This window comes from Novilysobacter antarcticus (assembly GCF_019802285.1).
Classification (GTDB): Bacteria; Pseudomonadota; Gammaproteobacteria; order Xanthomonadales; family Xanthomonadaceae; genus Novilysobacter; species Novilysobacter antarcticus.
This window is the reverse complement of record NZ_JAIEUJ010000002.1, coordinates 901,766-917,542: the sequence shown is the minus strand read 5'-3', so window position 1 is coordinate 917,542 and position 15,777 is coordinate 901,766. Positions and strand designations below refer to the sequence as shown.

13 protein-coding genes are annotated in these 15,777 nt (G+C 67.8%); 7 read left to right on the top strand and 6 right to left on the bottom strand.

All coding sequences use genetic code 11. The features are described from left to right. Window positions 1-49 precede the first annotated feature (49 nt). Window positions 50-1,939 (top strand): arginine decarboxylase, encoded by a 1,890-nt coding sequence (gene speA / locus KZ491_RS08895; RefSeq protein WP_222565441.1) that lies wholly within the window; start codon window positions 50-52, stop codon window positions 1,937-1,939. Between the two features lie 46 nt (window positions 1,940-1,985). Beyond that, the gene (locus KZ491_RS08890) at window positions 1,986-2,840 is read left to right on the top strand and encodes an NAD(P)-dependent oxidoreductase (RefSeq protein WP_222565440.1); all 855 of its coding nucleotides are present in this window, start codon (window positions 1,986-1,988) and stop codon (window positions 2,838-2,840) included. Window positions 2,841-2,938: 98 nt separating this feature from the next. Here KZ491_RS08890 and KZ491_RS08885 read toward each other — a convergent pair whose 3' ends face one another. Together KZ491_RS08885 and argS are read right to left on the bottom strand one after the other, a co-directional pair. Beyond that, entirely contained in the window at window positions 2,939-3,751 is an 813-nt protein-coding gene (locus KZ491_RS08885) for an SPOR domain-containing protein (protein ID WP_222565439.1), read from the bottom strand. Further along, complete coding sequence (gene argS, locus KZ491_RS08880) at window positions 3,752-5,437, bottom strand: arginine--tRNA ligase (RefSeq protein WP_222565438.1); 1,686 nt, start codon at window positions 5,435-5,437, stop codon at window positions 3,752-3,754. It lies immediately after the preceding gene. Between the two features lie 231 nt (window positions 5,438-5,668). On the opposite strand from argS, the gene KZ491_RS08875 reads away from it, so the two are divergent. Together KZ491_RS08875 and oleC are read left to right on the top strand one after the other, a co-directional pair. Next, a complete protein-coding gene (locus tag KZ491_RS08875; RefSeq protein ID WP_222565437.1) occupies window positions 5,669-6,589 on the top strand; it encodes an alpha/beta fold hydrolase in 921 nt (306 codons plus the stop codon). After that, window positions 6,582-8,288: an olefin beta-lactone synthetase gene (gene oleC, locus KZ491_RS08870; RefSeq protein ID WP_222565436.1), complete on the top strand. Its 1,707-nt coding sequence runs from the start codon at window positions 6,582-6,584 to the stop codon at window positions 8,286-8,288. The genes KZ491_RS08875 and oleC overlap by 8 nt, the downstream gene beginning before the upstream one ends. 153 nt (window positions 8,289-8,441) lie before the next feature. On the opposite strand, the gene glyS is transcribed toward oleC, so the two are convergent. Beyond that, the gene (glyS, locus tag KZ491_RS08865) at window positions 8,442-10,532 is read right to left on the bottom strand and encodes a glycine--tRNA ligase subunit beta (RefSeq protein ID WP_246606636.1); all 2,091 of its coding nucleotides are present in this window, start codon (window positions 10,530-10,532) and stop codon (window positions 8,442-8,444) included. Continuing rightward, the gene (glyQ, locus tag KZ491_RS08860; RefSeq protein ID WP_222565435.1) at window positions 10,532-11,482 is read right to left on the bottom strand and encodes a glycine--tRNA ligase subunit alpha; all 951 of its coding nucleotides are present in this window, start codon (window positions 11,480-11,482) and stop codon (window positions 10,532-10,534) included. Before glyQ ends, glyS begins: the two co-directional genes overlap by 1 nt. Before the next feature lie 104 nt (window positions 11,483-11,586). Between glyQ and KZ491_RS08855 the strand changes: the two genes are divergently transcribed. The 3 genes from KZ491_RS08855 (at window position 11,587) to KZ491_RS08845 (ending at window position 14,271) form a co-directional block, all read left to right on the top strand. Then, entirely contained in the window at window positions 11,587-12,318 is a 732-nt protein-coding gene (locus KZ491_RS08855; protein ID WP_222565434.1) for a glutamine amidotransferase, read from the top strand. A 106-nt stretch (window positions 12,319-12,424) separates the two neighbouring features. Further along, the gene (locus tag KZ491_RS08850; protein WP_222565433.1) at window positions 12,425-13,261 is read left to right on the top strand and encodes a BPSS1780 family membrane protein; all 837 of its coding nucleotides are present in this window, start codon (window positions 12,425-12,427) and stop codon (window positions 13,259-13,261) included. 89 nt (window positions 13,262-13,350) lie between these two features. Beyond that, window positions 13,351-14,271: a hypothetical protein gene (locus KZ491_RS08845; protein ID WP_222565432.1), complete on the top strand. Its 921-nt coding sequence runs from the start codon at window positions 13,351-13,353 to the stop codon at window positions 14,269-14,271. A 45-nt stretch (window positions 14,272-14,316) separates the two neighbouring features. Here KZ491_RS08845 and KZ491_RS08840 read toward each other — a convergent pair whose 3' ends face one another. Together KZ491_RS08840 and tatC are read right to left on the bottom strand one after the other, a co-directional pair. Continuing rightward, window positions 14,317-15,009, bottom strand: a complete 693-nt coding sequence (locus KZ491_RS08840) for an RDD family protein (RefSeq protein ID WP_222565431.1) — start codon at window positions 15,007-15,009, stop codon at window positions 14,317-14,319. Continuing rightward, window positions 15,006-15,761, bottom strand: coding sequence for a twin-arginine translocase subunit TatC (gene tatC, locus KZ491_RS08835; protein WP_222565564.1), 756 nt, complete (start codon window positions 15,759-15,761; stop codon window positions 15,006-15,008). The genes KZ491_RS08840 and tatC overlap by 4 nt, the downstream gene beginning before the upstream one ends. Window positions 15,762-15,777 lie beyond the last annotated feature (16 nt).

The following is a 15,777-nucleotide window of genomic DNA, read 5'->3' as shown; positions in this document are numbered from 1 at the left end:
CACACCGGGGCGATAGAATGCCCGTCCCCCACACTGCCGGTAGCTGCCGATGTCCCACTGGTCGATTGATCAGGCCCGCAAGACCTACTCCGTTCCGCGCTGGAGCGAGGGGTATTTCGACGTCGACGATCAGGGTCGGGTGACTGTACGGCCGACAGGGGCGGACGGTCCGGCGGTGGCGCTGCCCGAGGTGGTCGACCAGGCCCGCGCCAACGGCGCCAAGCTGCCTTTGCTGGTGCGCTTCCCGGACATCCTCGGGCACCGGCTGGGCAAGTTGCAGGCAGCGTTCGCGCAGGCGATGACCGATGCCGACTACGCCGGTGGCTACACCGCGGTCTATCCGATCAAGGTCAACCAGCACCAGGGCGTGGCCGGCACGCTGGCCTCGCACCACGGTGAAGGCTTCGGTCTCGAGGCGGGCAGCAAGCCGGAGCTGATGGCGGTGCTCGCGCTGAGCCGGCCGGGTGGGCTGATCGTCTGCAACGGTTACAAGGACCGCGAGTACATCCGCTTGGCGCTGATTGGTCGCAAGCTGGGGATGGAGACTTTCATCGTCATCGAGAAGCCCTCCGAGCTGGCGCTGGTGTTGGAAGAGTCGAAAGCGCTCGGGGTCAAGCCGGGGATCGGCGTGCGCATGCGACTGGCGAGCCTCGGCGCGGGCAAATGGCAGAACAGCGGCGGCGACAAGGCCAAGTTCGGGCTCACCCCGCGCCAGGTGCTGGACCTGTGGAAGAGTCTGCGCGAGGTGGGCATGACCGATTGCCTGGGCCTGCTGCATTTCCATATGGGTTCGCAGATCTCCAACGTGCGCGACATCGCCAGCGGCATGCGCGAGGCGACCCGCTATCTGGTCGAGCTGTCCAAGCTGGGCGCGAACGTGCGCTACATGGACGTTGGCGGCGGGCTGGGGATCGATTACGAAGGCACCCGCTCGCGCAGTTATTACTCGATCAACTACGGCGTGCAGCAGTACGCGTCCAGCATCGTCCAGCCGCTGGCCGATGCCTGCGCCGAGCACGGCCTGACGCCGCCGCGGATTGTCACCGAATGCGGCCGCGCGATGACCGCGCACCACGCGGTGCTGATCGCCAACGTCTCCGAGGTCGAGCCCGCGCCGGAAGGCCGTCTGCCCGATGCGCACGACGATGAGCCGGCGATGATCCGCCACCTGCGCGAGATCCACGCCGAGCTGGATTCACGGCCGGCGGTCGAGCTGTTCCATGAGGCGGTGCACTTCCACACCGAAGGACTGACCGCCTACGCGCTGGGCCAGATCGACCTGGTCCACCGGGCCCGTATCGATGACCTGTTCTACCTGATCGCCCACGGCGTGCGTGAGCGCCTCAGCGCCGGCGAGAAGAGCCATCAGGCGGTGCTGGACGAGCTCAACCAGCGGCTGGTGGACAAGTATTTCGTCAACTTCAGCGTGTTCGAATCCATGCCCGACGTGTGGGCGATCCAGCAGGTGTTCCCGATCATGCCGATCGAGCGCCTGGACGAGGCGCCGCAGCGTCGCGGCGTGATCGCCGACCTGACCTGCGACTCCGACGGCCGGATCGATACCTACGTCGGCAACGAGACCCTGGACACCTCGATGGCGATCCACTCGCTCAACCCGGGCGAGAGTTACCGGCTCGGGTTTTTCCTGGTCGGCGCCTACCAGGAGATCCTCGGCGACATCCACAACCTGTTTGGCGACACCGACGCGGTGGCGGTGCAGATCGACGGCGACGGGTATCAATTGACCCAGCAGCGCCGCGGCGACACCACCGATGTGATGCTCGACTATGTCGGCTACCGGCTGGAGGACCTGCGCGCCAACTACCGGGCCAAGGTCGACGCCGCCGATCTTCCTGCCGATGAGGCGGAGCGGTTGAATGCCGCGCTGGAAGCCGGGCTTACCGGATATACCTATCTCAGCGATGCGCCGCTGGCGTAGTTGCCGGGCACTTGAACCAACGCCTGCAATGGGCACGAGGAACTGCATGAAAACCGGATTCATTGGCCTGGGTGCGATGGGTGCACCGATGGCACGTTACCTGCACGCGCGCGGGCTGTTGACCGTGGTGGGCAACCGCACCCAGTCCAAGGCCGACGGACTGGCCAAGGAACTGGAGGTGCGTTCGGCGCGTTCGGCCGACAACTTCGCCGACTGCGACGTGGTCGCGATGTGCGTCTCGCTGGACGCCGACGTGCTGGAAAACGTCCAGGCACTGGCGCAGGTGCTCAAGCCCGGCGCTGTGGTGGTCGATCATTCCACCGTCTCGGTGCAGACGGCGCGGCGCGCGGCGACCATGCTGCACGAACACGGCATCGGCTTCGTCGACGCGCCCGTGTCGGGTGGAGTGGAGGGTGCGCGCAACGGCAAGCTCTCGGTGATGGCCGGCGGCGACGCGGATGCACTCGAGAAGGTGCGGCCCGTGCTGGAGGCCTATGCCAGCCGTATCAGCCACATGGGCGCGACCGGTGCCGGCCAGGCCACCAAGGCCGTCAATCAGGTGCTGGTCGCGGGGATCAACGAGGCGGTCTGCGAAGGGCTGGCGCTGGGCGAGAAGCTCGGCCTGGATCCGGAGCGCTTGCTGCCCACGCTGATGGCGGGCGCGGCCGGCAACTGGTTCCTGGAAAAACGCGGCGCGACGATGATGCGCAGCGAGTTCGCGCCCGGCTTCAAGAGCGCGCACATGCTGAAGGACCTGCGCATCGTCCGCGATATCGCCCGCGAGGCGTCGATCCAGCTGTCCACGCTGGACCTTGCGCTGGCCGACTATGGCCGCTTGGTCGATCAGGGTGACGGTGAAAGCGACACGTCGGCGCTGATCAAACTCAAGCGCGGCGCCTGAAGCTTTCCGTATATGGGCGCGCACCGCATGTCCGTACGCCGCGCAGTCGCCGGGACGGGCCGCGGCGGCTGCGCGCCGTTGCCACGTGGTAGACGGGCTTACTGGGCCTTGATCGCCATCGCCGAGACGCCGCTGCTGGCGAGCTTGCGCTTGGCATCGGCCAGGTCACCTGCGCTGCCGTACGGGCCCATCCGCACGCGATAGACGGTGTTGCCGTTGATCTGCGCCGGTTCGACGCGGGCGCTCAGGCCCATCATCGCCAGCTGCGCCTTCAGCTCTTCGGCCTGCCCGGAGGCCTGGAAGGCGCCGGCCTGCAGCAGGTAACGGCTGCCGTCGGCGGCGGCGACGGGCTTGCTTTCCGCAGCAGTCGCGGCCGGCGCTGGCGCCGGAGGTGCGGTCGCGGCGGTGGTTGCCGGTGGCGTGGTGCGTGTCGGCGCCGGGGTCGCGGGCTCCTCGGTCACCGGACTCGGTAGGGCCGGGTCGGCGGCGTCTGGATTGCGGGCCACCACTGCCGCCGGGGTCTCGCCGCGCAACGCGGCCGCCGCGCGCAAAGCTTCTGCGCGCTGCTCTTCGGCGCGTTCGGATGCGGCGAGCTCTGCATCACTGACCGCGACTTCCTTGCCCGGGAGCAGGGTATAGAAATCGTACTTCGGCCCTTCGCTGGCCGGGGCGGCTGGCTTGTCGGTGGCACCGGCGCCGACGACGCTGTCGTCCACCGCGACCGGAGCGGGTTGCGCATCGGGATTGGGCTGCGGGCGGAAGAAGCCGTCACCGTCGGACTTGAGTACCTTGGGCAGCAGCAGGATTGCCACGATGGTCAGCAGGATGCCCAGGATCATCCATGCCCAGCCGGGCATGCCGCTGTTGCCCTGGTTGCGTCGCGCCTGTGATTTACCGCGTCGTGCTGCCACTTACATCACCTCGGGGGCGCTTACGCCCAGTAATTCCAGACCGTTTGCCAGCACCTGACGGGTTGCCATCGCCAGCACCAGTCGCGCATGGCGCTGGTCGGCGTCGTCGACCAGGAACTGATGGTCGTTGTAATACGACTGGAAGACTTGCGCCAGTTCCAGCAGGTAGGCGGCCACCTGATGCGGCTCCAGGTCGCGGCCGGCCGTCTCCACCACGTCGGGGTAGCGCAGCAACGTCACCACCAGTTCGTGCGTCGCGGCGTCGTCTTCCAGGGTCAGTCGCAGGCCGGCGTCGCGGTCGAAGGACAGGCCACGCTGGTCGAGCTGGCGCATCAACCCGCACATCCGTGCGTGCGAGACCTGGACGTAATAGACCGGGTTGTCGAGCGACTGGCTGCGGGCCAGGTCGATGTCGAAGGTCAGCTGCGAGTCGGGCTTGCGCGCGACCAGGAACCAGCGCGTTGCATCGCGGCCGGCCTCCTCGACCAGCTCGCGCAGGGTCAGGTAGCTGCCGGCGCGCTTGGACAGCTTCACTTCCTCGCCGCCGCGCATGACCGTCACCATCTGGTGCAGGACGTACTCGGGCCAGCCCTGCGGAATGCCGGCATCCAATGCCTGCAGGCCGGCGCGGACGCGGGCCAGCGAGCCGTGGTGGTCAGCGCCCAGCTCGGTGATCGCACGCTCGTAGCCGCGCTGCCATTTGCTCAGGTGGTAGGCGACATCGGGCACGAAGTAGGTGTAGGTGCCGTCGGACTTGCGCATCACGCGGTCCTTGTCGTCACCAAAATCGGTGGTCCGCAACCACAGCGCGCCGCCATCCTCGTAGGTGTGGCCATTGGCGGTGAGGGCGGCGACCGTTTCCTCGACCTTGCCGTCGGAATACAGCGAGCTTTCCAGGAAGTACACGTCGAAGCCGACCCCGTAGGCGGCCAGATCGCTGTTCTGCTCCCGGCGCAGCCAGGCGACGGCGAAGCGGCGGATCGCATCGAGGTCGTCGGCATCCTTCGCGCCGGTGATCACTTCGCCGTCCAGCTCGACGCTGGCGCCGTCCAGATAGGCCTGGGCGACGTCGGCGATGTAGTCGCCGCGATAGCCGTTCTCGGGCCACGCCGGGTCATCGGTGCCGATGCCGCGGGCGCGGGCCTGCACCGACAGCGCAAGGTTTTCGATCTGCACGCCGGCATCGTTGTAGTAGTACTCGCGCGCCACTTCCCAGCCGTTGGCGTCCAGCACCCGGGCGATGCAGTCGCCGATCACCGCCGCGCGGCCGTGGCCGACGTGCAGCGGGCCGGTCGGATTGGCGGAGACGTACTCCACGCCGGCGCGCCGGCCCTCGCCGCTGCGGTTGCGTCCGTAGCGCTCGCCCTGGGCAAACACCTCGCCCAGCTGGCGGCGCCAGGCGGCCTCGTTGATGTGGAAGTTGATGAAGCCGGGACCGGCGATCTCGACCGTGCCGATATCCGCGTTCGACGGAAGCGCTTCCACCAGGGCCTGCGCGATCGCCCGTGGATTGGAGCGCGCGGGTTTGGCCAGCAACATCGCGGCGTTGGTCGAGAAATCACCCTGCACGCGCGCCTTCGGGCGCTCGATGACGAAATCGGGCGTGGGCAGATCAGCGGGCAGGGTGCCGGCGGCGCGGAGGGCGTCGATGGCTTGCGCGATCAGGGCGTGCAGGGTGGCTTTCACGGGAACTCGGCGGATGCGGCGGAACCGGGCATTTTACCCGGTTCGCAACGGCGCGTCCGGACGGTCTGGCAAGCCCTGAAGCGGCGTCCAGGGTGGGCTCTAACTCGCTCCTCCGCGCCACGCCATGCGGTGGTTTGCAATGGCTGCGGTGCGTTCGCGGTCCCGGCAGCCGATAATGGCCCACTCTCCGCCTGGCCTCGGGTCGTCGTGCGGGACCTGCAAGAGCCGGCAATGACAGCAAGCGACTTCCCCGACTATCCGTTCACTCCCGCCCGCTTCGAGGTCCGGCCGGGTATCGGGATGAGTTTCCTCGACGAAGGTCCGCGCGACGGCGAGGTGGTGGTCATGTTGCACGGCAACCCTTCGTGGAGTTTCTACTGGCGGCATCTGGTGCGCGGCCTGTCCGACCGCTACCGCTGCATCGTCCCCGACCACGTTGGCATGGGCCTGTCGGATCGGCCGGATGATGCCCGCGACGCCTCGCCGCGCTACGACTACACCCTGCAGTCGCGGGTGGACGACGTTGACGCGCTGTTGCGTCATCTGCGCATCACCGGCCCGGTGACGCTGGCGGTGCACGACTGGGGCGGCATGATCGGGTTTGGCTGGGCGCTGCGGCACGCCGATCAGGTCAAGCGATTGGTGGTGCTCAATACCGCGGCGTTCCCGTTGCCGGCGGCCAAGCGGATGCCCAAGCGCTTGAGCTTCGGGCGGGATTCCAGGATTGGCGGCTTCCTGATCCGGCACTTCAACCTTTTCGCGCGCGGCGCGGCCTGGATGGGCACCACGCGCTCGTTGCCGGCCGACGTGCGCCGCGGCTACATCGCCCCCTACAACGGCTGGAACAACGCGATCAGCACGCTGCGCTTCATGCAGGACATCCCGCTGGCAGAAGGCGATCGCGCGTGGCCGCTGGTGGTCGAGGCCGGACGGCGTCTGCCGGAGTTCGCCGACCGCCCGGTATTCCTGGGCTGGGGGCTGCGGGATTTCGTGTTCGACCGCCACTTCCTGAAGGGTTTCACCGACGCGCTTCCGCGCGCCGAGGTGCACGCGTTCGAGGACGCCGGTCATTACGTACTGGAAGATCGACACGAAGTTCTGGTCCCGGCCATCCGCACGTTCCTCGACAGCCATCCGCTGCCCCGTGACTGATTCCAGCAACATCGCCGCAGCCCTGCCGCGACTGGCCGCGCAGTATCCCGACCGGGTCGCGATGCGCTGCCCGGGCACCCGCCGGCGCGATGGGCTGGCGAGCTACGACGTCAGCTTGACCTATGCGCAACTTGAAGCGCGCAGCAATGCGATCGCCGCCGGGCTGGCGCTGCGCGGGGCCGGCAGCGGCAGTCGCGTCGTGGTGATGGTGCGGCCGTCGCCGGAATTCTTCCTGCTGATGTTTGCGCTGTTCAAGGCTGGCGCCGTGCCGGTGCTGGTCGATCCCGGCATTGACCGGCGCGCGCTGCGCCAGTGCCTGGACGAGGCGCAGCCGGATGCCTTCATCGGCATCGGTCTGGCGCATCTCGCGCGTCGCCTGCTGGGCTGGGCGAAGTCTGCGCGGCTGGCGATCACCACCGCACGCCGGCCGTGGCTGAGCGACGCGACGCTGGCCCAGGTCGAGGGTGACGGGGCCCGGGCAATCGCATCCGGCGAGGCGGCTGCGCCAGCCCCGACAGACGCCGATGATGTTGCCGCGATCCTGTTTACCAGTGGCTCCACCGGCGTGCCCAAGGGCGTGGTGTACCGGCATCGCCATTTCCTCGCCCAGGTCGAGATGCTGCGAGATGCGTTCGGCATCGAGCCCGGCGGGGTGAACCTGCCGACGTTCCCCCCGTTCGCCCTGTTTGATCCGGCGCTGGGAGTGACCTCGATCATCCCCGACATGGACCCGACCCGGCCGGCCGACGCCGATCCGCGCAAACTGCACGACGCGATCGATCGATTCGGCGTCGACCAGCTGTTTGGATCCCCGGCGCTGATGGCGGTGCTGGCGCGCTACGGCGAGCCGTTGCCGAGCCTGAAGCGGGTGATGTCGGCCGGTGCGCCGGTGCCGGCCGATGTGGTGGCTACGCTGCGGGACCTGCTGCCCGCCGACGCGCGCTTCTGGACGCCATACGGTGCAACCGAATCCCTGCCGGTGGCGATGATCGAGGGCCGCGAACTGCAGGCCACCCGCGAGGCGACCGAAGCCGGTGCGGGCACCTGTGTCGGCGAGCCGACCGCGCCGAACGTGGTACGCATCATCGCCATCAGCGACGCGCCGATCGCCGATTGGTCTGACGCGTTGTGCGTGGCGGACGGTCAGGTCGGCGAGATCACCGTCGCCGGACCGACCGCGACCGACCGCTACTTCAACCGCGACGCGCAGACCCGGTCGGCGAAGATCCGCGAGCAGATAGCTGTTTCAAGCCGCTCGACCACCTCGAATGGGAGCGCGCCGACGGCGAGCGAAGAGCGCGTCGTCCACCGGATGGGCGATCTGGGCTATCTGGACGCGCGGGGACGGTTGTGGTTCTGCGGGCGCAAGTCGCATCGCGTGGAGACGGCTGCAGGGCCGCTTTACACCGAACAGGTCGAGCCGGTGTTCAACACCCATCCGCGGGTGCGGCGCACGGCGCTGGTCGGCGTCGGTACTTTTGGGGCGCAGCAGCCGGTGTTGTGCGTCGAGCTGGCGCCGGGGGTGCATCGTCGCGAGTGGCCCGCCATCGAGCGGGATCTGCGCGAGATGGCCCGCACGTGTCCGTCGCTGGCCGCGATCCAACGGTTTGCGCTGCACCCGGGATTCCCCGTCGATATCCGCCACAACGCCAAGATCGGGCGGGAGAAGCTGGCCCTGTGGGCGGCCCGGCAAAGCTAGGGCGGATCGCTCCGCGTTATCGCGCTTTGCCGGCTGACCCGGTCTCTTCCGCAAGCACCGCGCGCCGCGTCACTGTCTGCTATTGACGCTCCTTAGCCGGCAGCCAGTGGCGCCGGCTAAGGAGGCAAACCCGAATCCCCATCGGGCCACGGATCAGACCGACAGGTGCTCGATGGCGGCCACGCTGCCGAGGCGATCGCTGAGGCGGCGCAGCAGGGCGAGGCGGTTGCTGCGCACCGCCGCGTCATCCGCGTTGACCATTACCTGCTCGAAGAACGCATCCACCTGCGGCCGCAGCCGGGCCAGACGGCCGAGCACGGCGACGTAATCGCCCGCGTCCAGCAACGGGTCGGTGTCGGCGATGGCGGCATCGATGGCCTCGGCCAGTTCGCGTTCGGCCGGTTCGGCGAACAACGCGGCATCGATGGTGTCGGCCACGGCACCTTCGGCCTTGCGCAGGATGTTGCGGCTGCGCTTGTTGGCCGCGGCCAGCGCGGCTGCCTCGGGAAGGGTGGCGAACTCGCCGATCGCGGCGAGGCGGCGGCCGAAGTCGGGCAGCGAGTCGTGGGCGACGTGACTGACCGCCTCGAACTGCTGCGGCGACACGCCGCGGTCGGCGTAATAACCGCGCAGGCGGTCGTACACGAAGGCGGTGATATCGAAGGCACTGATGTCGGGGTGCTGGACCGGTTGCGCCGCCAGCGCGCGCTCGACCAGGTCGTGCAGCAGCAGCTCGTGGCCGCCTTCCAGCAGCGTCCGCGCCAGCCCCAGCGCGTTGCGGCGCAGCGCGAACGGATCCTTGTTGCCGGTCGGCTTCAGGCCCGCGGCGAAGCCGCCGGCAAGGGTGTCCAGCCGCTCGGCGATCGCCAGCACCTGACCCAGCGGGGATGGAGCTATGGCGTCGCCCGACACCCGTGGCAGGTAGGCCTCGTCGATGGCGTTCGCGATCTCCACCGGCTCGTTCTCGACCGCCGCGTAGTACCGTCCCGCGATGCCCTGCAGCTCGGGGAACTCGCCCACCAGACGTGACTGCAGGTCGGCCTTGGACAACTCGGCGGCGCGGCGGGCCTGGGCCGGATCCGCGCCGATCTGGCCGGCAATCGACTCGGCCAGCGCGGCGACGCGTGCCACCTTGTCGGCGACGCTGCCCAGCTTGCCCTGATAGGTGACGTGGGCCAGTCCGGCGACCATCGAGGCCAGGCCCTGCTTCATGTCCTCCACGAAGAAGAACTTGGCGTCGCTGAAGCGTGGCCGGATGACCCGCTCGTAGCCTTGGCGCACCTGTTCCACGTCGGTGCTCTCGATGTTGGCGATGCCGACGAAGTGCTCGCTCAGCTTGCCGTCCGCGCCCAGCACCGGGAAGAATTTCTGGTTGGTTTCCATGGTCGCGATCAGGGCCTCGGCCGGGATCGCGAGGAATTCGGTTTCAAACCCGCAGGTCACCGCACTGGGCCATTCGACCAGGCCGTTGACCTCTTCCAGGATGCCCGGATCGATCCGCGCCTCACCACCGCAGGCAGAGGCCGCCGCCCGGACCTGCTGCACGATCCGCTCGCGGCGCTCGTCGGGGTCCACCAGCACCTTCGCCGCACGCAGCGACTCCACGTAATCCTCCGGCGCGGTGAACCACACCGGTTTGTCGTGCATGAAACGGTGGCCGCGGCTCATGCGGTCACTGCGCACGCCCAGCAGAGTCATCTCCACCACGTCGCTTCCCAGCAGGGCAACCAGCCAATGCACCGGGCGGGCGAAGCTGTAGTCGTGGTTGCCCCAGCGCATCGACTTGGGGATCGGCATCGCGGCCAACGCCTCGCCCACGATGTCGCCCAGCAGATCCGCGGTGCGCGCACCCGGCTTCACCGAACGGTGGACGAAGCGCTCGCCCTTGTTGTCGCTGGTCTTGTCCAGCGCGGTCCATTCCACGCCGGCCTTGGCGGCAAAGCCCTGCAGCGCGCGGGTGGGCTGGCCGTCGGCGTCCAGCGCGATGTTGAGATACGGGCCGAGCACCTCGGCGGACTGCTCGGGCTGCTCGCTGGCCACGCCGGGCAGCAGTACCGCCAGGCGACGCGGCGTGTACAGCGGTTTGGCCCCGTCGCGCTCGAAGGCGATCCCGCGTTTGGCGAGGCCGTCAATCATGCCGTCGAAGAAGGCCCGAGCCAGGCCCGGCAGCGCCTTGACCGGCAGTTCTTCGGTACCCAGTTCAATCAACAGTGGTTGCATTGAGGTGTGGTCTGAAGCAGTCATCACAGTGTCTCCGCCGGAGTTGCCGCAGCCGGGGCAGCGCGCAACCCGGGAAAGCCGAGCGCTTCACGCTGGGCGAAATACGCCTCGGCAACGGCGTGGGAGATCTTGCGCACGCGCAGGATGTAGCGCTGGCGCTCGGTTACCGAAATCGCGCGGCGCGCGTCCAGCAGGTTGAAGCAATGGCTGGCCTTCATGACCTGCTCATAGGCCGGCAGCGGCAGGTTGAGTTCGACCATCGCCAGCGCCTCGGCCTCGCACTCGTCGAACCGGCGCAGCAGCACCTCCACGTTGGCGTGCTCGAAGTTGTAGGTGCTCTGCTCGACCTCGTTCTGGTGGTACACGTCGCGGTAGGTCACCGGGTGGCCGTCCGGACCGTAGGTCCAGACCAGGTCGAATACGTTGTCCACGCCCTGCAGGTACATGCACAGGCGCTCCAGACCGTAGGTGATCTCGCCCAGCACCGGCCGGCATTCCATCCCGCCCGCCTGCTGGAAGTAGGTGAACTGGGTCACCTCCATGCCGTTCAGCCAGACTTCCCAGCCCAGGCCCCAGGCGCCGAGGGTCGGCGATTCCCAGTTGTCCTCGACCAGGCGCAGATCGTGCACCAGCGGATCCACACCGAGCGCCTTGAGCGAGTCGAAATACAGCTCGACGATGTTGTCCGGGCTGGGCTTCATCGCCACCTGGTACTGGTAGTAGCGCTGCAGGCGGTTGGGATTGTCGCCGTAGCGGCCATCGGTCGGACGGCGGCAAGGCTGGACGTAGGCGGCGTTCCACGGTTCCGGACCGATCGCACGCAGGAAGGTCGCCGGGTGGAAGGTGCCGGCGCCGACTTCTAGGTCCAGCGGCTGGATCAGCACGCAACCCTGGTTGGCCCAGAACGCGTTGAGTCGCTGGATCAGCTGCTGGAAGGTCGGCGGAGCCGGGGTGCCGGGATCGGTCTGCGACATGCTGGAAAGGCCGTGGGAACAAAGCACGGTAGTATACGTCCGGCCCTGAGGGGGCCGCTTTTTTACTGCCGCGCGGCTCGCCGCGCCTGACTGGAACCCTGCCGTTGACTGCTCCCTTCCTGATCGTCGAAACCGGCCAGCCGGTCGCATCGATGCGCCGCCATGGCGCTTTCCCGCACTGGATCCGCGTTGCCAGCGGGCTGCCGCGTGAGCGCGTGGTATCGGTCAACGTGGAGGCCGGTGAGAGCCTGCCGTCCACCGCGGGCTTCGCCGGCGTGATCGTGACCGGCTCCGGCGCCATGGTCACCGAACGCCGTGACTGGAGCGAAGCCACCGCAGCCTGGCTGGGCGACGCCGCGCGTGCCGGTTTCCCGATCTTCGGTATCTGCTACGGGCACCAGTTGCTGGCCCACGCGTTGGGTGGCGAGGTGGGCGAAAACCCATCCGGCCGGGAAATGGGCACCTTCGAGATCGAGCTGCTGCCGACAGCGTCCGATGACGTCCTCCTCGCGCCAATGCCCGAGCGTTTTTCCGTGCAGCTGACCCATCAGCAGAGCGTGCTGAAGGTGCCCGATGGAGCGGTCGTACTGGCGCGCTCCGCGTTGGAACCGATCCAGGCGTTCCGCTGGGGCGACAATGCCTGGGGCGTGCAGTTCCATCCGGAATTCAGCGCCACCCACATGCGCGGCTACATCCAGGCGCGCAAGGTTGCGTTGCAGCGCGAGGGGTTGGATCCTGCGGCGATGCTGGCCAATGTCGCCGCAACGCCGGAAGGGCGCCGGGTCATGCGCCGGTTCGTGCACCATGCCACTGGACTGGCGCGTGTGAGCGGTTGACCGGGACGCGACCGGCGCCTCCGGGGCGGGGAAGGCGCGCAATTGAGCGGGCAGGGGCGCCGCGATTGCGGCCCACGGGATCAGTGGTTTCAGGGAGATGAGCGGGATGAACGAGATTCGCAAGGTGCCCATGGGCGCCGGGGCCGAGTGGTTGCTGGGTGGCATTGCATTGCTGCGCAAGGCGCCTTTGACGCTGGGACTACTGGGTCTGATCTGGGGGGGGCTGTCGGCACTGGGCTCGCTGGGCGGGCAGGTGTGGCTGAGCGCCCTGATGGCGGTGGCCGGGCCGATCCTGTTCGCCGGCATCGTCTATGCCGCCCGCGAGGTCGACCGGGGCCTGCCGGCCAGCCCGCGCCACCTGCTGCAGGGCGTGCGCGATGGCAAGGCGCCGCGCCTGCTCGCCATGTTGCTGCCGCAGTTCCTTGCCATGGTCGCGCTGGTGATCCTGCTGGTGGCGATGGTGGGGTCGGAGCAGCTGCAGCGCATTTCCGCGGTGATGGTCGAGCTGCAGACCAATCCCGATCCGGCATTGGTGGAGTCACTGCCGCTGGGCGCGTTGTTCAGCTGGATGGTGGCGGCGGTTGTGATCGGCGTCGTGGCCGGATTTTTTACCTTCGTGGCGATTCCCGAGGTCATCTTCACCCCGCGCAAGGCCTTCCCCGCGATGCAGCTGAGTCTGCGTGCCTGCCTGCGCAATCTGGGCGCGTTTCTGGTGATGTTGGTGCTGTTGGTGATCGGCATGATCGCGCTGAGCCTCGCGTTGCAGCTGGTGGGCGCAGTGCTGGCGTTCGTCATCGGCGCCCACGCCGCGATGTTCGCCACGCAGCTGCTGCTGATGGCGATCCTGCTGCCGGTGCTGGGCGGCGCGGTGTATGTTGCGTGGCGCCAGATGGTGGGGGACGCGCCGGTGACCGAAGCCGTCGCTGGTGGCTTCGAGGCCTGACGGCCATAAGGGACAGGCTCTCGGGGGAGAGCTTTTGTTGCCCTGTATTGCGGGGCTTGCAGGGATGAATTCAAGGGGAGAGAAGAACGATGAGCACTCGTGCAATGGGGCCCATGGCCGGCCTCGGCTGGCTGACGCGCGCAATCAACGTCGGCCGCAACGGTCCCGGCGCAGTTTTTGGCGGTGCAGCGTTGATGACGGTGGTGGTGCTCGCCGCGGCATTCGCCGGGGTCGCCGTCCAGCTTGCCTTGGCGGCGACGATGGGCGACAGTCTCACCGGCATGATGGTTGGCACGGCAGTGATGAGTGTGCTGGTGCTGGTGATCATGGCGATGATGGTGGTGGGCTTCCTGCGCCTGCTGGACAAAGTCGAAAGCGGCAGCGGAGCGCGGGCAACGGACGTGTTCGGCGGCTTCGGTGATCTCGCCACGTCCCTGCGCACGATTGGCCTGATGGTGATGCTGGTGGTGCTGCAGTACGTGATCCTGGTCGCCGTGCTGATGGCCTTTGCCGGCGGATTCGTGCGCTGGTACCTGCAGGTGCTGCAGTCCTCGATCGCAGGCGGCGCCGACCCGGCGGTGCTGACCCAGCTGCCGGCGGGCATGGGCGTTGCGAGTGTGGCGATGCTGGTGGTGGGACTGGTGTTCTACGGCGTGCAGGCCATCGCGCTGGGCCAGGTGGTGTTGCGTCGGCGCGGCGTATTTTCCGCGCTCGGCGACGGCATCGTTGGCGCGTTCAAGAACCTGTTGCCGCTGCTGGTGTTCGTGATCGCCGCCATCGTGGCAATGATCGTGGTGGCCGTCGCAATCATCCTTCTGGCCATGCTGATTGGTCTGCTGGGCAAGTTTGCCGGCGCGTGGCTGGCGGCCGTACTGGCGATCCCCCTGTACATCGCAGGCATGCTGGCGATGTACGTGGTCATGTTTGGTGCGATGTACCACCTGTGGCGCGACGTCTGCGGTGGCGGAGCAACCGCAGGGGCGATGGCGACCGAGGGCGTCGCGGCCTGACAACGCGGATTCACGCCCTGGACGGTGCGCGCGTCCGGGGCGGCGTCACCGCAGCGATTGTTCCAGCGCCAGTTGCATCGTGGCCATCGCGGTTGCGATCCACCAGGCGCCCAGCCCCAGCGAAAGGGCCCCGACCAGGGCCAGCCAGGCGACCGCCCAAGAAGGCATGCGCGACGTGGCAGCCCATACCCGGGTTCCGCTGAGGTGGTCGTGCAGGGCAAGGTGCAGGGGCGGGAGGGCGGCCATCAGGTGGCCGATGTTGAGGGTCAACCACGATGCCGCGCCGGCGACATGACGTAACAGCGCGCGGCCCGGACGCAGCCGTTGCTGCCGGATATCGGTGACCTGCAGCCCCAGCAACCGTTGCCCGGCGGTTGACTGCCATGGGCCGGCTTCGAAACCGATGTGGTAAACCGCCGACACCACGACGAACGCAGTCAGGGGTGGCCAGGCAAGCGCCCACAACGCGTGCTCCAGCCCGGCCGTGGTCGCCCGGATCGCGGGATCCTGCAACACCGTCATTCCCAGCGCCGGCAGCGGCACGCCGTCGATGATTGCCCGGCCCATGGCATGGCCACAGGCGTCCAGCAGCTGATTCATCTTTTGTGCAAACGCGGCGGCACGACCGGAAAGAAATGGCCAGGCCAGCAACACGGAGAGCGGACCACACAGGGCGGCATCCAGGGTCCAGGCGGCGCTGCGCTGCAACAGGCCGCCCGGTTGGAGCGGAGCGGTCATTCCGGGTCGCTGGCGACCGCCGTCCTGTCACCGCGCACCAGCCAGCGCGACGCGATGATGCCCACCTCGTAGAGGAAGCACATCGGCGCTGCGAGCATCAGCTGGGAGACCACATCAGGCGGTGTGATGACGGCCGCCAGGACAAAGATCCCGACGACGGCGTAGCCACGCGATTCCTTCAATTGTTCCGGAGTGACCCAGCCCAGCAAGGCGGCAATCACCATCGCAACGGGCAACTCGAAGCTGGCGCCGAAGGCCAGGAAGATCACCAGCACGAAATCCAGGTAGGCGCTGATGTCGGTCATCATCGCCACGCCCTCAGGCGCGATCTTGGTCAGGAAACCGAACACCGCGGGCAGCACAAGGAAAAAGGCGAAGGCGCAGCCGGCATAGAACAGGGCCACCGACGATGCGAGCAGCGGCACTGCCAGGCGCTTCTCGCGCTGGTACAGGCCCGGGGCGACGAACGCCCATGCCTGGTACAGCAGCCAGGGCATCGAGATCATCAAGGCGGCGAAAAACGCCAGCTTCAATGGTGCAAAGAACGGGCTGGCCACCTCGACCGCGATCAGCTGACCACCCGGTGGCAGCTTGGCCAGCAGGGGAGCAGCGAGCGCAGCGTATAGCTTGTTGCCGAAGGGCAGCAGCAGCACCAGCACTGCCAGCAGCCCGGTCACGGCGCGCAACAGGCGCCCGCGCAGCTCGATCAGATGGTCGATCAGGCGTGGTGCGGCCTCGGTGTCGTCGTCCATCGGGTCACGGGGCGTG

Excerpts from the sequence above, each read along its gene's own strand:
- glyS (WP_246606636.1), bottom strand. The coding sequence starts at position 10,532 with ATGACTGCTTCAGACCACACCTCAATGCAACCACTGTTGATTGAACTG.
- KZ491_RS08875 (WP_222565437.1), top strand. The coding sequence starts at position 5,669 with ATGACAGCAAGCGACTTCCCCGACTATCCGTTCACTCCCGCCCGCTTC.
- KZ491_RS08840 (WP_222565431.1), bottom strand. The coding sequence starts at position 15,009 with ATGACCGCTCCGCTCCAACCGGGCGGCCTGTTGCAGCGCAGCGCCGCC.
- KZ491_RS08845 (WP_222565432.1), top strand. The coding sequence starts at position 13,351 with ATGAGCACTCGTGCAATGGGGCCCATGGCCGGCCTCGGCTGGCTGACG.
- KZ491_RS08850 (WP_222565433.1), top strand. The coding sequence starts at position 12,425 with ATGAACGAGATTCGCAAGGTGCCCATGGGCGCCGGGGCCGAGTGGTTG.
- tatC (WP_222565564.1), bottom strand. The coding sequence starts at position 15,761 with ATGGACGACGACACCGAGGCCGCACCACGCCTGATCGACCATCTGATC.
- KZ491_RS08890 (WP_222565440.1), top strand. The coding sequence starts at position 1,986 with ATGAAAACCGGATTCATTGGCCTGGGTGCGATGGGTGCACCGATGGCA.
- glyQ (WP_222565435.1), bottom strand. The coding sequence starts at position 11,482 with ATGTCGCAGACCGATCCCGGCACCCCGGCTCCGCCGACCTTCCAGCAG.
- speA (WP_222565441.1), top strand. The coding sequence starts at position 50 with ATGTCCCACTGGTCGATTGATCAGGCCCGCAAGACCTACTCCGTTCCG.